The organism is Achromobacter mucicolens (assembly GCF_029866465.1).
GTDB classification, from domain to species: Bacteria; Pseudomonadota; Gammaproteobacteria; order Burkholderiales; family Burkholderiaceae_B; genus Achromobacter; species Achromobacter mucicolens.
On the sequence record NZ_CP123364.1, the window covers coordinates 3,016,611 to 3,032,666 of the forward strand.

12 protein-coding genes are annotated in these 16,056 nt (G+C 65.4%); 1 reads left to right on the plus strand and 11 read right to left on the minus strand.

Translation table 11 applies throughout. The features are described 5' to 3' along the window. The 11 genes from QEP15_RS13815 to QEP15_RS13865 all read right to left on the minus strand — a co-directional run bounded on the left by QEP15_RS13815 (position 1) and on the right by QEP15_RS13865 (position 14,532). The gene (locus QEP15_RS13815) at positions 1–1,938 is read right to left on the minus strand and encodes a type IV pili methyl-accepting chemotaxis transducer N-terminal domain-containing protein (protein WP_056318366.1); all 1,938 of its coding nucleotides are present in this window, start codon (positions 1,936–1,938) and stop codon (positions 1–3) included. Positions 1,939–2,030: 92 nt separating this feature from the next. Continuing rightward, positions 2,031–2,528 (minus strand): molybdopterin-guanine dinucleotide biosynthesis protein B, encoded by a 498-nt coding sequence (gene mobB, locus QEP15_RS13820; RefSeq protein WP_056318363.1) that lies wholly within the window; start codon positions 2,526–2,528, stop codon positions 2,031–2,033. Next, a complete protein-coding gene (locus tag QEP15_RS13825; protein WP_056318361.1) occupies positions 2,525–3,190 on the minus strand; it encodes a carbonic anhydrase in 666 nt (221 codons plus the stop codon). Before QEP15_RS13825 ends, mobB begins: the two co-directional genes overlap by 4 nt. 1 nt (position 3,191) lies before the next feature. Next, a complete protein-coding gene (moaA, locus tag QEP15_RS13830) occupies positions 3,192–4,190 on the minus strand; it encodes a GTP 3',8-cyclase MoaA (protein WP_280147573.1) in 999 nt (332 codons plus the stop codon). Beyond that, complete coding sequence (locus QEP15_RS13835) at positions 4,187–4,948, minus strand: peptidylprolyl isomerase (protein WP_062841461.1); 762 nt, start codon at positions 4,946–4,948, stop codon at positions 4,187–4,189. Before QEP15_RS13835 ends, moaA begins: the two co-directional genes overlap by 4 nt. Positions 4,949–4,970: 22 nt before the next feature. Further along, positions 4,971–5,654: a respiratory nitrate reductase subunit gamma gene (narI, locus tag QEP15_RS13840; RefSeq protein WP_063951844.1), complete on the minus strand. Its 684-nt coding sequence runs from the start codon at positions 5,652–5,654 to the stop codon at positions 4,971–4,973. Positions 5,655–5,672: 18 nt separating this feature from the next. Next, positions 5,673–6,320 carry a nitrate reductase molybdenum cofactor assembly chaperone gene (gene narJ, locus QEP15_RS13845; protein WP_056318347.1) on the minus strand — a complete coding sequence of 216 codons (648 nt, stop codon included), beginning with the start codon at positions 6,318–6,320 and terminating at the stop codon, positions 5,673–5,675. A 15-nt stretch (positions 6,321–6,335) separates the two neighbouring features. Next, entirely contained in the window at positions 6,336–7,901 is a 1,566-nt protein-coding gene (narH, locus tag QEP15_RS13850) for a nitrate reductase subunit beta (RefSeq protein ID WP_056318344.1), read from the minus strand. Further along, on the minus strand, positions 7,898–11,641 hold the full coding sequence (locus QEP15_RS13855; RefSeq protein WP_217617640.1) for a nitrate reductase subunit alpha: 3,744 nt from the start codon (positions 11,639–11,641) through the stop codon (positions 7,898–7,900). Before QEP15_RS13855 ends, narH begins: the two co-directional genes overlap by 4 nt. 219 nt (positions 11,642–11,860) lie before the next feature. Next, positions 11,861–13,246 (minus strand): NarK family nitrate/nitrite MFS transporter, encoded by a 1,386-nt coding sequence (locus QEP15_RS13860; RefSeq protein ID WP_056318339.1) that lies wholly within the window; start codon positions 13,244–13,246, stop codon positions 11,861–11,863. A gap of 26 nt (positions 13,247–13,272) precedes the next feature. Continuing rightward, on the minus strand, positions 13,273–14,532 hold the full coding sequence (locus QEP15_RS13865) for an MFS transporter (protein WP_280147574.1): 1,260 nt from the start codon (positions 14,530–14,532) through the stop codon (positions 13,273–13,275). A gap of 242 nt (positions 14,533–14,774) precedes the next feature. Here QEP15_RS13865 and QEP15_RS13870 point away from each other — a divergent pair, with 242 nt between their 5' ends. Further along, on the plus strand, positions 14,775–16,025 hold the full coding sequence (locus QEP15_RS13870) for an NnrS family protein (RefSeq protein ID WP_152384591.1): 1,251 nt from the start codon (positions 14,775–14,777) through the stop codon (positions 16,023–16,025). The last annotated feature ends 31 nt before the right edge of the window (positions 16,026–16,056 follow it).

A 16,056-nucleotide genomic window follows, 5' to 3' on the forward strand; every position in this document is an offset into this window, starting at 1 on the left:
TCAGGCTGCCTGGCGTTCGGCGCCAGGCAAGGTGAGCGCCACGCGCGTGCCGGCGCCGGGCTGCGATTCGAGTTTTATCACGGCGCGCATGCGGGCGGCGCGCTCGCGCATGATGTGCAGGCCGACATGGGATTCGCCCCGTTCGGCGACATCGGCCGGGTCGTAGCCCTGGCCATCGTCCGAAATCAGCAAGGTGAAATCCCGGCCGTTCTCAACGGCGATCCGCACTCGGCTGGCTTCCGAGTGCTTGCGCACATTGGACAGCGCTTCCTGCAGGATGAACAGCACCTGCAACTGCTGCTCCGGCTGCAACGGCGCGCCCTCGCCCTGGGTGAACGTCAGGTCGGTCTCGATGGCGGTCTGGCGGCGAAAACGCGAAACCGTGTCCTCGATGGCGGCTTGCAGGTCGCCCTGCGACAACTTGCTGCGGAAGTTGGTCAACAGTTCGCGCACGTCCTGATAGCTTTCGTCCACGCCGGTGCGCAAGAGCGGCAGGATCTCGCTGACTTCTTCTTCGTCGCCGCGCTTGATGGCGGCATCGAGCATCTGCAATTGCAGGTTCAGGAAATTCAGGCCTTGGGCAAGGCTGTCGTGCAGGCCCTGCGCCACCAGCCCGCGCTCCTGCACGACGGCCAATTGGCGCGCCTGCGCGCTCAGGCGCCGGTTGTCCAGCGCCACGCCCAGGTGCTGGCCCAGCGTTTCCAGCAGCTGCGACTCCGACGCGGCCAGGCGGCGGTGCGTACGGAAATGCAGCGAATACGAGCCCAGCACTTCGTCGCGCGTCACGATGCGAAACACCGCCACGCTGGCAAAGCCCTCGCGCTGGCAGTTCAGATCCAGTTCGGGTGGCGACTGGCGGAAGTCCTGGATGACGATCACGCCCGCCTTGCGCGTGGCGACACCGCAATAGCAGTCGTCGACCTTCATGCAGTGTTCGGACTCGACCAATTCTTCGGACAGGCCCACGGACACCACGAGGTTCAGCTTTTCGTTGTTGGGATCCAGTGCCCGGATGCTGCCTGCTTCGGCATCGAACTGCAGCATCACGCGGCGCAGGAAACCATCGCACATGGCCTCGATTTCATTGGGCTGGTTCAGGAATGCCGCCATGTCATACAGCGCCCCGATGTCGCGGTTCTGAGCGGCCAGCTGCGCCGTCTTCTGCTCGACCCGCTGCTCCAGGCTGGTGTACAGGTCCTGCAGCTCGTCCGCCATGCGGTTGTAGCCGCGGGCCAGCACGCCGAACTCGTCCTGGCTTTCGACCGGCAGTCGCGTGCTGAATTCGCGATCGGCCATGCGCTGCAGGCCGTCGCGCAGACGCAGCACCGGTGAAATGATCCACAGATACAGCAGGTAGATCATGGCAAGCGTGCCCGCGCTGGCGATTGCCGCCAACACGCCCTGCGACAGCCGCAGCGACGTGGTCTTGCCGGCGTTGTCCTGTTCGATCATCCGGACCAGCGTATCAGCGCGCGCCACGAACTCGGGCAACGTTTCCAGATAGCTTGATGCGTCCGGCTGGCCAATGGCGCGCAGCGCCGCCGGCTTCATGATGTCGCGCCAGTACGCGGCCACGTCGTGCCATTGCGCGCGGATGGCGTTGTCGTTGGGAATGAAGAGCGGCCGCGCGGGGTTGCCCCGTGCCAGGCGCGCGATGGTGTCGTCCAGAATGGCAACTTGTTCGGTGGTGCGCACTTCGCGCCCGGCCTGCGGCCGCATCAGTTCGACGGCGACGCGATTGGCTCGCATCCGCAGGCTGCCGGTATCGTTGATGGCAGCGCCCGCGCCTTCCAGTTGCCAGGACAGCCACAGCGTCCAGCTCACCATGGACAGCACCACGACCAGCGCCAGCAGCGAGCTTGCCACGATGCGCGTGGACAGGCGGTGCCGAGGCGACGGCAGCACGTCGGAGGGAGTGGCGGTATTCGAGGACTTCATGGGTGTCGGGGCGAAAAGCGCGGATCGGGTATCAGTGTAGTCGCTTCCCGCCCGCCTTCCGGCGCGATTGCGCGCGTTTTAGCCCCATGCGATCAGGCCAAACCGAGGGTGCGGCACAGAAAATCGGCAACTTGGGCGGGGTCGTTCAGGGGCAGGCACGGCAAGGCGATCTCAAGCGGCGCATCCGTCACGACGGCCAGGAATGAAGGATCTTCGGTGTGCAGCGGCGGCTTGCCCAGCGCCGGACGGTAGACCTCGATACGCGGGATCGCGGCCTGCTTGAAGCCCTCGACCAGCACCAGATCGGCGGGCGACAAGCGTGCCAGTTGGGCTTCAAGCGTGGGTTCCGGCGTGTCGCGCAGTTCATGCACGATGGCATACCGGTAGGGCGAGGCAATCATGACTTCCTGCGCGCCCGCAGTCCGAAAGCGCGCGCTGTCCTTGCCGGGGGGCTCCATCTGAAAATCATGATGGCTGTGTTTGATGACGTTCACCCGCAGGCCGCGCGCGCCGAGCAGCGGCAGCATGGCCTCGATCAGGGTGGTCTTGCCGCTGCCGGAGCGGCCGGCGATACCGAATACGGGAGTCATACGAGTGCGGGTTCCGTCAGCAAGGGACATACGATGGGCAAAAACGTGTCCGCCCGCGGGGAGTATGCCAGCAAAGCGCCCGCCACCAGGTCGAAATACCACCCGTGCAGGGACAGGCTGCCCGCGTCAACCGCCCGCCGCACGAAAGGCAGGTCCTCCAGGTTGCGCAGCGAGATCAGAATGGAAGCCTGTTCGCAGGCGCGCCGGCGCTCTTCCTTGGTGGCGTCCGGCATCTGCCGCAGCACCTGCTCGCGCGCGGGTTCGGCGATGTCCATCCAGCGCCCAAGATAGTCGGTCTCGCCGTCGCGGCGGATGCCGCGCTCCATCAGTGCCCGAATCCCGCCGCATTGGGCGTGTCCCAGCACGATGATGCGGCTGACCTGCAACTGTTCGACGGCAAACTGGATTGCTGCCAGGACGCCTTGAAGGCCGCGGTCCTTGCTGCACGGCGGCACCAGATTGGCCACATTGCGCACGGTAAAGATGTCGCCGGGATCACAACCGAGCAGCATGGCCGGGTCCACGCGGGAATCGCAACAGCCGATCAGCAATGTGCTGGGATGCTGGCCGTCGCGCAGGTTGCGATACAGCGACGGCGCGTCTTCGTAGTACTGTTGCTGAAAGCGCTGGAAGCCGCCAACCAGTCGTTCAAGATCCTGCATGTCAGCCTCCCGTTTGCGACATGAAGCGCACGATGCGTTCGGGCCGGGCGTTGAATTCGTGGCGCTCCGGCTTGGCGGCGATGCCCGCCCAGATGGCCTGGATGAGATCGGCGTCGCTGGCGCCCGCGCGCAGCAAGCGTCCGAGCGGCACCTGGTCTTCCTGGCCCAGGCACAGATACAAGGTGCCGTCCACGCCCAGCCGCACGCGGTTGCAGGTGGCGCAGAAATGACGCGACATGGGGGTGATGACGCCCAGCACGGGCGCGCCCTGCCCGCTGGTCCAGTAGCGCGCCGGGCCGTTGCGCGATTCGGCCAGCGACGGCACCAGCCCGGCGTCGGCGGCCAGGCGCGCGCCCATCGCGTTCAGGTCGGTGTGCGTAAAGCCGCGGCCGCACTCGCCCATCGGCATCGGTTCGATCAGCCGCAGCACGAAGCCCTGCTCCACCGCATAGGACAGCAGGCGGCGCACTTCGGATTCCGGCGTGGCCGCATGCACCACGCTGTTGAGCTTGATGGGGGAAAAGCCAGCCTGCCGCGCGGCCGACAATCCGGCCAGCACGGCGTCCAGGCAATCGCGTCCCGTGATCTGCGAGAACGCTGCCGCGTCCAGCGTGTCCAGGCTGATGTTCAGACGGTCCACCCCCGCTGCCCGCAACGACTGCGCATGGCGCGATAGCTGCGTGGCGTTGGTGGACACGGACAGGTCGCGCAGCCCGGGCATGGCGGCGATGGTGGCCGCCAGCCCGGCCACGCCCTTGCGCAGCAGCGGTTCGCCGCCGGTCAGCCGGACCTTGGCCACGCCCAGACTCACGAACAGTCCGACCAGCCGGGCCATTTCGTCGTGGGTCATCCAGTTGGCCGGCGTTTCGAAACCCTTGAAATCCTTGGGCAGGCAGTAGCTGCACCGCAGGTCGCAGCGATCGGTGACCGAAACGCGCAGATAGTCGATGCGGCGGCCGAAGCCGTCCGCCAGGGCGGCGGGGGCTGGCTCGTCCATCATGCGGCGCTCCCGGCGAAGACCCGTTCGGGTTCGCCGTCGTCCAGATCGATGCCCGAGATCTTGGCGCGCCCGACCAGCAGCTTGGTGTATTGCCGCCAGGCGGTATCGCGGCTCATGGACGTAAGCGCCGTGGCAATCTGCTTGGCCACGTGTTCGTAGGGCAAGAGCCGCCCTTCCACACGCCGAACCACGCGCACGATGTGCAGGCCGTGCCGCGTCTGCAACAACTGCGGCAGCAACCCGCCCGAAGGCAGCGCGAACACCGCGCGTTCGAATTCCGGCACGGTGTCGCCGCGCCCCAGTTGGCCCAGATTGCCGCCGACGGCCGCGGATGGGCAATTGGATTGTTCGCGGGCCACCTCGGCGAACCGCGACGGGTCGGCCAGCAGCTCGGCCAGCACCACATTGGCATGCGCCTTCAGCATGTCCAGGTTCACGTCGGGCGTGACCTGGAACAGGATGTGGTCGGCCTCGACCAGTTCGCCCACCATGAAGCGTTCGGGGTGCATCTGGTAAAAGCGCCGGCAAGCGGCGTCGTCGGCTTCGGGCGCCGGGGCCTGACTGGCGAGCAAGGCGCCAATGGCGCTTTCCTCGTCGGACACATCCAGGCCCTGCCGGCCGGCCTCGTCCAGCAGGACGCGCCGCAGCACCAGGGCCGTGACGGCCTCGCGCATGGGATTGCCGGCTTCTGCGTGCAAGGGCAGTTCACGTTCCAGATCCGCGTCGTTCAGTTCGACGCCGTTGACGATGACAGGCATGTTCGGCTCCTAAGACAGGGAATCAGCGCGGACGGACCAGCTGCCAGGCGCGGCCCAGGTAGCCCACCGACGCGAAACCGCTCCAGACGTGCACCAGACGGGTGAACGGGAAGATCACGAAAAGCGTGAGGCCCATGAAGAGGTGCGCCTTGAACAGCAGCGGCACGCCGGCGATGTAGCTGGCGGCGTCGCCCTGGAACGTGACGATGTGCTGCGCCCAGGTCATCAGGTGCACCATCATTTCGCCATCCATGTGGCCAGCCGACAGCACGATGGTGGACAGCCCCAGCAGCAGCGTTACCAGGATCCACAGCAGCAGGATCTTGTCGCCGGGCCGCGTCGCGTGGGCGATGCGGGGGTCGGTCAGGCGGCGGTGGATCAGGATCAAGAGGCCGATCAGGCACAGCCCGCCCATCACGCCGCCCGCCACCATCGCAACCATCTGCTTGAGCGAGTGCGAGACGCCCAGCGTGTCCCACACGATGACGGGGGTGAGCAGGCCGACCAGATGCCCGAAGAACAGGCCCAGGATGCCGATGTGGAACAGGATGTTCCCCAGCCGCAACTGGCCGCGATGCAGCAGTTGCGAGCTGTCGGATTTCCAGGTGTATTGCTCGCGCTCAAAACGCGCCAGGCTGCCGAGCAGAAAGATCGTCAGTGCGATGTACGGATAGATGCCGAAAAGAAACTGGTTCAGGGAGTTCATGATGCGTCGTCCTGGGCATTAATGAGTCGCGGCGGAACGGGGATGGAAGTGCACGGTCTGCACCCCGCCTCCCGCAAACGGCCGCAGCAGCGGTTCCACGCCGTCGGGGCCGGCTCCGAAGGCCTCCATCGCCTCGTCCATGTCGCGCACCGGGGCCTCGGTCTGCACGCGCGGAATCACGCGGGACTGGGCGCGCAGCACGGCAAAGACGCAGGCGTAGGAGCTTTCGCTTTTGGCCAGGCGCGCGCCGATGGCCGCCAGCACGTGGATGGCTTCGTCCAGCAGCTCCTGGGCTGTGTCGGGATCGATGACTCCCAGGAATTCCAGGAACAGCGGCACGTGGTCCGGCAGTTCCGACACCATCGGCTCGAAGCCGTGCGCGCGGTAAGTTTCGAGCAGGTCCACCATCGCCTGGCCACGGTCGCGGCTTTCGCCGTGGACGTGCTCGAACAGGTGCAGCGAATGCGAGCGGTTGCGGTCAAAGGTGGCGACGTAGTTCTCTTGCAGGGGAATCAGGTCGTTCGAGGCCAGGTAGCTGACCAGCGGCTGCAGGGTTTCCTCGGCGTCCGGATAGGCCGCCAGGGCCTCTTCCAGTTCGCCCAGGTAGTCCAGCAGCTCCGGCTCGGGGTAGCACAGCATGGCGGAAAGCAGTCGGTACAGGCTCATGGTGTTCTCCTTTCCTCAGGCCGAAACGGCCTTCTTGCGCGACTTGGGCATTTCGATGAAGATCTCGCTGCCCTGCGGCTTGCGGCCGAACAGGGTGCCTTCCGACACCCCGCCAGAGCAGCCGTTGCCAAAGGTGAAGCCGCAGCTTCCCTTCTCGTTGAAGCTGTCTTCGACCACTTCCTTGTGGCTGCTGGGCACGACGAAGCGGTCTTCGTAGTTGGCGATGGCCATGATGCGGTACATGTCCTGCACCGTTTCCTCGGTCAGGCCGACCTGATCCAGCAGGGCCGTGTCGCGTTCGCCGTGGACGGTCTCGGACCGCTTGAACGCGCGCATGGCCAGCATGCGTTCCAGGGCTTGCAGCACCGGCGCTTCCTTGCCGGCGGTCAGCAGGTTGGCCAGGTAGCGCACGGGGATGCGCAGCGTCGACACGTCGGGGATCATGCCGCTCTTGCCCACGGTGCGCTGGGGCATCTTGCCGGACTCGGCGGCCGTCTGGATGGGCGACAGCGGCGGGATGTACCAGACCATCGGCAGCGTGCGGTATTCCGGGTGCAGCGGGAAGGCCACTTTCCATTCGACAGCCATCTTGTAGACCGGCGAATTGCGCGCGGCTTCCAGCCACGATTCCGGGATGCCCTGCTCGCGCGCCGCGGCGATCACTTCGGGCGAATGCGGGTCCAGGAACAGGTCGAGCTGCGACTGATACAGATCCTGCTCGTTCGCGGTGGCGGCGGCATTTTCGATCTGGTCGGCGTCATACAGCAGCACGCCCAGGTAGCGGATGCGGCCCACGCAGGTTTCCGAGCACACGGTCGGCTGGCCGGCCTCGATGCGCGGGTAGCAGAACGTGCACTTCTCGGCCTTGCCGCTGTTCCAGTTGTAGTAGATCTTCTTGTACGGGCAGCCCGAGATGCACATGCGCCATCCGCGGCACTTGTCTTGATCGACCAGGACGATGCCGTCGTCTTCGCGCTTGTAGATGGAACCGGACGGGCAGCTGGCGACACAGGCCGGGTTCAGGCAGTGTTCGCACAGGCGCGGCAGGTACATCATGAAGGTGTTCTCGAACGTCGAGTACATCTCTTTCTGCACGCCTTCGAAGAGCGCATCCCGGCTGCGCGAGCTGAATTCGCCGCCCAGGTCGTCTTCCCAGTTCGGGCCCCAATGGATCTTGTCCATCTTCTTGCCCGTCAGCACCGACACCGGACGCGCGGTGGGCGGCGTCTGCGACAGCGGCGCGTTCTTCAGGTGCTCGTAGTCGTAGGTGAAGGGCTCGTAGTAGTCGTCGATTGCGGGCAGGTTCGGGTTGGCGAACAGGTTGGCCAGGATGCGCAGCTTGCCGCCTTGGCGCGGTTCCAGCTTGCCGGCGGCCGTGCGGCTCCAGCCGCCCTTCCACTTTTCCTGGTTTTCCCATTCCTTCGGATAGCCGATGCCGGGCTTGGTTTCAACGTTGTTGAACCATGCGTACTCGACACCGTCGCGGCTGGTCCAGACGTTCTTGCAGGTGACCGAGCAAGTGTGGCAGCCAATGCACTTGTCCAGGTTCAGCACCATGCCGATTTGGGCGCGTATCCTCATGATTGCTTCTCTTCTTGTTGCAGTTCTTCGACGAGCGGGCCTTCCAGCCAGTCCACCTTCTTCATCTTGCGCACGACCACGAACTCGTCGCGGTTGGCGCCCACGGTGCCGTAGTAGTTGAAACCATAGGCCTGCTGCGCGTATCCGCCGATCATGTGCGTGGGCTTGAGCACCGTGCGCGTGACCGAGTTATGGATGCCGCCGCGCTTGCCGCTGGTTTCAGCGCCCGGCACGTTCACGATCTTTTCCTGTGCGTGGTACATCAGGCACATGCCGACCGGCACGCGCTGGCTCACGACCACCCGGGCGGTCAGCGTGCCGTTCACGTTGAACACTTCCACCCAGTCGTTGTCGACCAGTCCGGCCTGCTTGGCCTCGGCTTCGGACACCCACACGTGGGGGCCGCCGCGGCTGAGGGTCAGCATGCGCAGGTTGTCCGAGTACGTGCTGTGGATGCCCCACTTCTGGTGCGGCGTGATCCAGTTCAGGACCAGTTCCTTTTCGCCGTTCGGGTATTTGCCCAGCATGGGTGCAACCGTCTTGGTGTCGATGGCGGGCTTGTACACGCAGGAGCCTTCGCCAAAGTCCAGCATCCAGCGGTGATCCTGGTAGAACTGCTGGCGGCCGGTCAGGGTGCGCCATGGGATCAGTTCATGGACGTTGGTATAGCCGGCGTTGTAGCTGACCTCTTCGCTTTCCAGACCGGACCAGGTGGGCGCCGAAATGATCTTGCGCGGCTGCGCCTGAATGTCGCGGAAGCGGATCTTGTCGTGCTCGCGTCCGACCGCCAGGTGCGTGTGGTCGCGTCCGGTGATCTTGCCCAGCGCTTCCCAGGCCTTGACCGACACATGGCCGTTGGTCTCGGGTGCGAAGGTCAGAATCATCTCGGCCGCGTCGATCGCCGTGTCCAGACGCGGACGGCCCTGGCTGACGCCGGTTTCGGTGACGCTGTCGTTGATACCAGCCAGCTCGTGGACCTCGTGCTGGGTGTTCCAGTTGATGCCCTTGCCGCCGTTGCCCAGCTTGTCCAGCAGCGGACCCACCGACGTGAACTTGCGGTAGATGTCGTTGTAGTCGCGTTCGACCACCGTCATGGACGGGGCCGTCTTGCCCGGAATCAGGTCGCATTCGCCGAGCTTCCAGTCCTTGGGTTCGAAGGCCTGGCCCAGTTCTCCCGGGGTGTCGTGCATCAGCGGGGTCAGCACCAGGTCGCGGCGCTTGCCCAGGTACGGACCGCCGATTTCGCTGAATTTCTTGGCCAGCAGCTTGTAGATTTCCCAGTCGGTCTTGCTTTCCCAGAGCGGCTGCACGGCTTCGCTCAGCGGGTGGATGAAGGGGTGCATGTCGGACGTGTTGAGGTCGTCCTTTTCGTACCAGGTGGCGGTGGGCAGCACGATGTCGCCGTACAGGCACGTGGTGCTCATGCGGAAGTCCAGCACCGTCAGGAGGTCCAGCTTGCCTTCGGCGGCGTCGTCCTCAAAGGTGACTTCGGACGGCTTGATGGCGTCGGCTTCGTCGCCGAACACGGCGTTCTGGGTGCCCAGGAGGTACTTCAGGAAGTACTCGTGGCCCTTGCCGCTGGAGCCCAGGATGTTGGAGCGCCACACGAACATGTTGCGCGGAAAGTTGGCGGGATCGTCCGGGTTTTCGCAGGACATGCGCAGCTCGCCCGACTTCATCAGTTCGACGGCGTGCGCGACCGGATCCTTGCCCAGGCTGTCGGCCTGTGCCACGACGTCCAGCGGATTGGTGCGCAGCTGCGGCGCCGACGGCAGCCAGCCCATGCGCTCGGCGCGGGCGTTCAGGTCGATCATGCTGAGTTCGCTGTACTTGGCGCGGTCGGCGGTGGGGCCGAGCACTTCCTGCACGTTCAGCTTTTCGTGACGCCATTGGCTGGTATGCGCGTAGAAGAACGAGGTGCCGTTCATCTGGCGCGGCGGACGCACCCAGTCGGCGGCAAACGCCAGCGGGGCCCAGCCGAACTGCGGGCGCAGCTTTTCCTGGCCCACGTAGTGCGCCCAGCCGCCGCCGCTCTTGCCGACGCAACCGCACATCATCAGCATGTTGATGATGCCGCGGTAGATCATGTCCATGTGGTACCAGTGGTTCAGGCCGGCGCCGACGATGACCATGGACTTGCCTTCGGTGTCGTGCGCGTTCTGGGCGAACTCGCGCGCCACCTGGATGACCTGCGCGCGCGGCACGCTGGTGTGCTTTTCCTGCCAGGCGGGCGTATAGGGAACGTCGTCGTCGTACGAGGACGCGACATTGCCGCCGCCCAGGCCGCGATCCAGGCCATAGTTGGCCATCTGCAGGTCATACACGGTGGCGACCAGCGCCTCGGTGCCGTCCGCCAGGCGGATGCGGCGGGCGGGCACGTTGCGCACCAGCACCTCGTCGTGTTCGCTGCCGAAGTACGGGAAGCCCACGCCGACCACGTCGTCGGACTTGTCCAGCAGGCTGAGCGTGGGGAGGATTTCGCGGCCCGAGCCGCCATCCTTGGATTCCAGGTTCCAGCGGCCGACCTTTTCGCCGCCGTTGACGGCGCCCTCGCCCCAGCGAAAACCGATGCTGCCGTTGGGCGCCACCAGATCGCCGGTGGACTCGTCCAGCACCAGCGTCTTCCAGTCGGGGTTGTTCTGTTCGCCAAGCGCGTTGTCCAGCTGCGAGGCGCGCAGGAAGTGGTCAGGGGCGTAGAAGCCGTCGCGTTCCTTGAGCTGCACCAGCATCGGCATGTCGGTGTAGCGGCGCACGTAGTCCGTGAAGTAGGCCGACTTGCCCGACAGGTGGAATTCCTTGAGGATGACGTGGCCCATGGCCATGGCGAGCGCGGCGTCGGTGCCCTGCTTGGGCGCCAGCCAGATGTCGCCGAACTTGACCATTTCGCCGAAGTCGCTGGACACGGCCACGGTCTTGGTGCCCTTGTAGCGGACTTCGGTGTAGAAGTGCGCGTCCGGGGTGCGGGTCTGCGGGACGTTAGAGCCCCAGACCATCAGGTAGGTGGAGTTGTACCAATCGGCCGATTCGGGCACGTCGGTCTGTTCGCCCCAGATCTGGGGGCTGGCGGGGGGAAGATCGCAGTACCAGTCGTAGAAGCTGAGACAGGCGCCGCCCAAAAGGCTAAGGTAGCGGGCGCCGGCGGCGTAGCTGACCATCGACATGGCGGGAATCGGCGAGAACCCGATCACGCGGTCCGGGCCGTACTTCTTGATGGTGAGCGCGTTGGCGGCGGCAATGATTTCCGTGGCGGTGTCCCAATCGGCGCGGACAAAGCCGCCCAGGCCGCGCACCGACTTGTAGCGCTTTGCGCGCTTGGGATCCTGGCTGATCCATTCCCAGGCCGAGATCGGGTCCATCGTCTTGCGGGCTTCGCGCCACATTTCGATCAGGCGGCCGCGGATCATGGGGTACTTCACGCGCTGCGCCGAATACACATACCAGCTGTACGACGCGCCACGAGGACAGCCGCGGGGCTCGTGGTTGGGCAGGTCGGGACGGGTGCGGGGGTAGTCGGTCTGCTGGGTTTCCCAGGTGATCAGGCCGTTCTTGACATACACCTTCCAGGAGCAGGAGCCGGTGCAGTTCACGCCGTGGGTGGAACGCACCACCTTGTCGTGCTGCCAGCGGGCGCGGTAGGCGTTCTCCCACTTGCGGTCCTCGTTGACGGTTTCGCCGTGACCGTTCGCGAAGGTGGACTTCACCCGCGACATGAACTTCAACCGGTCCAGAAAATGACTCATTGTGTTTCTCCAAGAACGCCGGCCTGGCCGGCGCGTACTGCGATCAATGCTGATGAAACAACTTTAGGGCTGGGCTGTCTGGCCGACCATTCGCCGGTGGCACAACCCGGGTTCGGCAGAGTGACTAGTTACCCGGGTAGGCCGAACTAGTCGGGCCGCGCAAGGCCGCCGGGGCCCGGCCACGCAACGTGTGCGCGGCCGGGCCCCGGCGAACACTCCTTAGCAGGGAATGGGCGCGTTGCGGCGTGCGTAGTACCACCACGTGATCAGCATGCAGGTGGCATAGAAGCCGATGAAGCAGAACAGCGCGGTCTGGACGCTGCCCGTCATTTCGAGCGACGTGCCGAAGCTGCGCGGGATGAAAAAGCCGCCGTAGGCCCCGATGGCTCCGGAAAAGCCCAGCACCGCGGCCGATTCCTTGGCCGCCTCCGACATGGCCTGCTTTTGCGCGGCCGGGCCCTTGCCCTGCGCCGCCTGCGTGCGTTCGCGCAGGAAGATCACCGGAATCATGCGGAACGTGGAACCGTTGCCCAGGCCGGTCAGCGCGAAGAGCACGATGAACATGGCCAAAAAGCCGTTGAAGTCGCCCAGGCGGCCCTCACCCGGCAGGAACGTCACGACGCCGGCCACCGCGGCGATCATGGCCGCGAAGGTGAAGAGCGTGACCCGGGCGCCGCCCAGCTTGTCGGAGATCCAGCCGCCCACGGGACGCGTCAGCGATCCGACCAGCGGTCCCAGGAAGGCGTATGCCATGGGATTGACGGTGGGAAACAGCGTCTTGGTCAGCATGGCGAAGCCCGCCGAGAAGCCGATGAACGACCCGAACGTGCCCACGTACAGCCAGCACATCAACCAGTTGTGCTTGCGCTTGAAGATGACCGCCTGGTCGGCGAACGAGGCGCGCGCATCGGCGATGTCGTTCATGCCGAACCATGCGGCGATGGACGCCAGCGCGATGGGGATCACCCAGATGAAGCCCGCGTTCTGCAGCCACAGATTTTGCTGCGCGCCATTGGCGTTGATGACCTGCGGTTCGCCGCCGGCAACGCCGAAGACGCCCATGGTGATGACGACCGGCACGACGAACTGCACCAGCGACACACCCAGGTTGCCGATGCCGGCGTTCAGGCCCGTTGCCAGCCCCTTCTTTTCCTTGGGAAAGAAAAAGCTGATGTTGGCCATGCTGGAGCTGAAGTTGCCGCCGCCCAGGCCGCACAGCAGCGCCAGCACCAGAAGGGTCGGAAACGAGGTGGTCGGGTCGCGCAGCGCGAAACCCATGCCCAGCGCCGGAATCAGCAGCGAGGCGGTGGAGATGGCCGTCCATTTGCGCCCGCCGAAGACGGGCACGAGGAACGAGTAGAAGATGCGCAGCGTCGCGCCCGACAACGCGGGCAGCGCCGTCAGCCAGAAGAGCTGGTTCTTGGACAGCATGAAGCCGGCGCGGTCAAGGTTGACGACGACCACGCTCCAGAGCATCCAGATGCTGAACGCCAGCATCAGCGCCGGGATCGAGATCCACAGATTGCGGTTGGCGACGCGCGCGCCCGTCTGTTTCCAGAAACCGGGATTATCCGGCTCCCAGCGCGCAAGGACTTGAGTGGACATGAGGTTCTCTCAGGATGGTGGGTGGGTCAGGCGGCTTGCTGCCGGGCGATGGCCGCGCTTTCAGGCCGGAAACTGAAGTGCATGAAGATCAGCGAGACGCAGACGGTGCCGTACAGCAGCATGAAGGCGCTGGAGCGGATGCCGGTCAGGTCGAGCAGGACGCCGAACATGATGGGAAGCACGAAGCCGCCCAGGCCGCCAGCCAGTCCGACGATGCCGGACACGGCGCCGATGTTGTCGCTGAATTCATCGGAGATGAACTTGAAGACCGAGGCCTTGCCGATCGCCATGGCGATGCCGACGACGAACAGCAGGATGGTGAAGGTGACCGGGCCAAGCGCGATGCCGAAGGAACGCGGGCCGCCGGCGGTCATGACGGTGAATTCGGTTTGCGGATAGCTCAGGAGGAAGAAGGCAACCCAGCACACCCACATCACCCACCACGTGGTCTTGTAGGCGCCGTAGCGGTCGGAGATCCAGCCGCCGACGGCGCGCAGCACGCCGCCGGGCAACGAGAAGCATGCGGCCAGCAGCGCGGCCAGCTTCATGTCGAAGCCGTACTCGCCGATGTAGTACTTGGTCATCCACAGGGCCAGCGCCACATAGCCGCCGAACACGACCGAGTAATACTGGCAGTAGCGCCACACACGCGGATCCTTCAGCATGGCGAACTGGGCCGACAACGAGGCGCCGCCCGCGACGCGGTGCGAGGGATCGGACGACGAGAACATCCAGAACAGGATGGCGGTGACCAGCAGCGCCACGGCGTAGACCTGCGGCACGATGACCCAGGCGCCGCCGGCAGCCGCGATGAGCGCGGGGGCCACGAACTTGGTGATGGCCGAGCCCGAGTTTCCGGCGCCGAAGACGCCCATGGCCAGGCCTTGCTTGTTGCGCGGGAACCAGCGGGCCACATAGGGCGTGCCCACGGAGAACGAGCCGCCGGTCAGGCCGACGAACAGCGCCAGCACCAGGAACTGCCAATACTCCGTGGCGTAGGACAGCAGCCAGATCGGCACCACCGCCAGCAGCATCAACACGAAGAACACGGGACGGCCGCCGTAGCGATCGGTCCAGATGCCGAGCGGCACGCGCACGAGGGAGCCGGTCAGGACCGGCATGGCGGCCAGCAGGCCGAATTGCGTTTCGGACAAGCCGAGCTGCGCCTTGATTGGGATCCCCAGCACGGCAAAGATCATCCACACCGCAAAACAGATGGTGAAGGCAAACGTGCTGGATATCAGGACCCGCCTCGGCGCACCGGCCGAGGATTGATGTGCTGCCATGGTTAGTCTCGCTTTTTGCTGAGAAATACGTATGTCGGTAGCCTAAGCAGCCCTCCCATCTGCAGCCATTCCCCAGCCGACCAAAGGGCTATTTCCGAAGTGCCTAGTCATGCGGGTGTTCCAGACAGCCTTGCGCTGGATCAAATCCCCGGATCGCGTCGCGATGCGGCCAGATGTAATATGTATTTCAAATACACGTTCAAAACCGCAACGGCGCGCGCCCCGCGCGCACGGGCCACACCATGACCACCCTGCTTTCCATCGACGAACCCGCAAAGAAGCCGCGCCCCGCCCCGCCCGGGTGGGGCGCGTTCACTGAAATGGGTTTCCGCCCGTTGTATCTGGCGGGCTGCTTTTGGGCGCTGTTTTCGGTGTTGCTATGGGTGCACGCACCCGCGCGGCTGACCGGCATGCTGAACGGCATGTTCTGGCATGCGCATGAAATGCTGTGGGGCTTCGTGGCCACGATCGCCGTGGGCTTCCTGCTGACGGCGGGCGCCAACTGGACGGGCAAGAATCCCCTGAAAGGCAATCCGCTTGCCGCACTGTGCGGGCTGTGGATCGTGGCGCGCGTGGGGTATCTGGTCCCCGGGCGCACTGCCTTCGTCGTCGCGGCCGCGGCGGACCTGCTGTTTTTCCTGTGGGCGGCCGGGGCACTGGGACGCGCCGTCGTGGTCACCCGGAACCAGCGCAACTATGGCGTCCCGTTCCTTCTGCTGGCGCTGGGCGCAACCAACGGGCTGTACCTGTGGGCGACGGTCCAGGGCGACTACGTGACGCTGATGCGCTATTTCAATGCCGGGCTGCTGTCGATGGCCGTGCTGACCTTGCTGATCGCCCGGCGGGTCATGCCCTTCTTCGCCAAGCGCGCCGTTGCGGGACTGGACATTCCTCCCCATACCAAGAGCGGTCACTGGCAGCTTGGCTTTGGCGTCGTCGCCATCGCGTGCCTGCTGGCCGGCGTGCAGCAGGCCGCCGCGCTGGCGCTTGCGGCAAGCGGCGCGATTGCGCTGGTGCAGTGGGTGTCCTGGAAGCCGTGGGCCGTGCGGCGCGTGCCGCTCCTGTGGATTCTCTATGCGGGGTATCTGGGTCTGGGGATCGGCCTGCTGGTGGGCGCGGCGCAACTGGCGGGCATTGTGGTCCGGCAGGCTTGGCCCGCGCACGTCATCGGCGTGGCCGGGTTCTCGGTGTTGATCCTGGGCATGGTGACCCGCACCGCACTCGGCCATCTGGGCCGTCCGCTGCACACGGACCGCAGCATGGTCCTGAGCTACGCGCTGATGATCCTGGCGGCGTTGCTGCGGTTGGCGGCCCTGCTGCCGACCGCTGCAACGCTGGGCCTGCTGCATGCGTCGGCCACCGCGTGGGCGCTGGCGCTGGGACTGTACCTGTGGCGGTTCTTCCCCATGATGATCCGCCCGCGCGCGGACGCGGCGGCCAAGCAGGCGGCGCCCGTCATGCGGGTGATGCCGGTGTCGCGGCCCAAGAGCTGATGAGGCCGCGTCAAAGACACCGCCTGCCCCG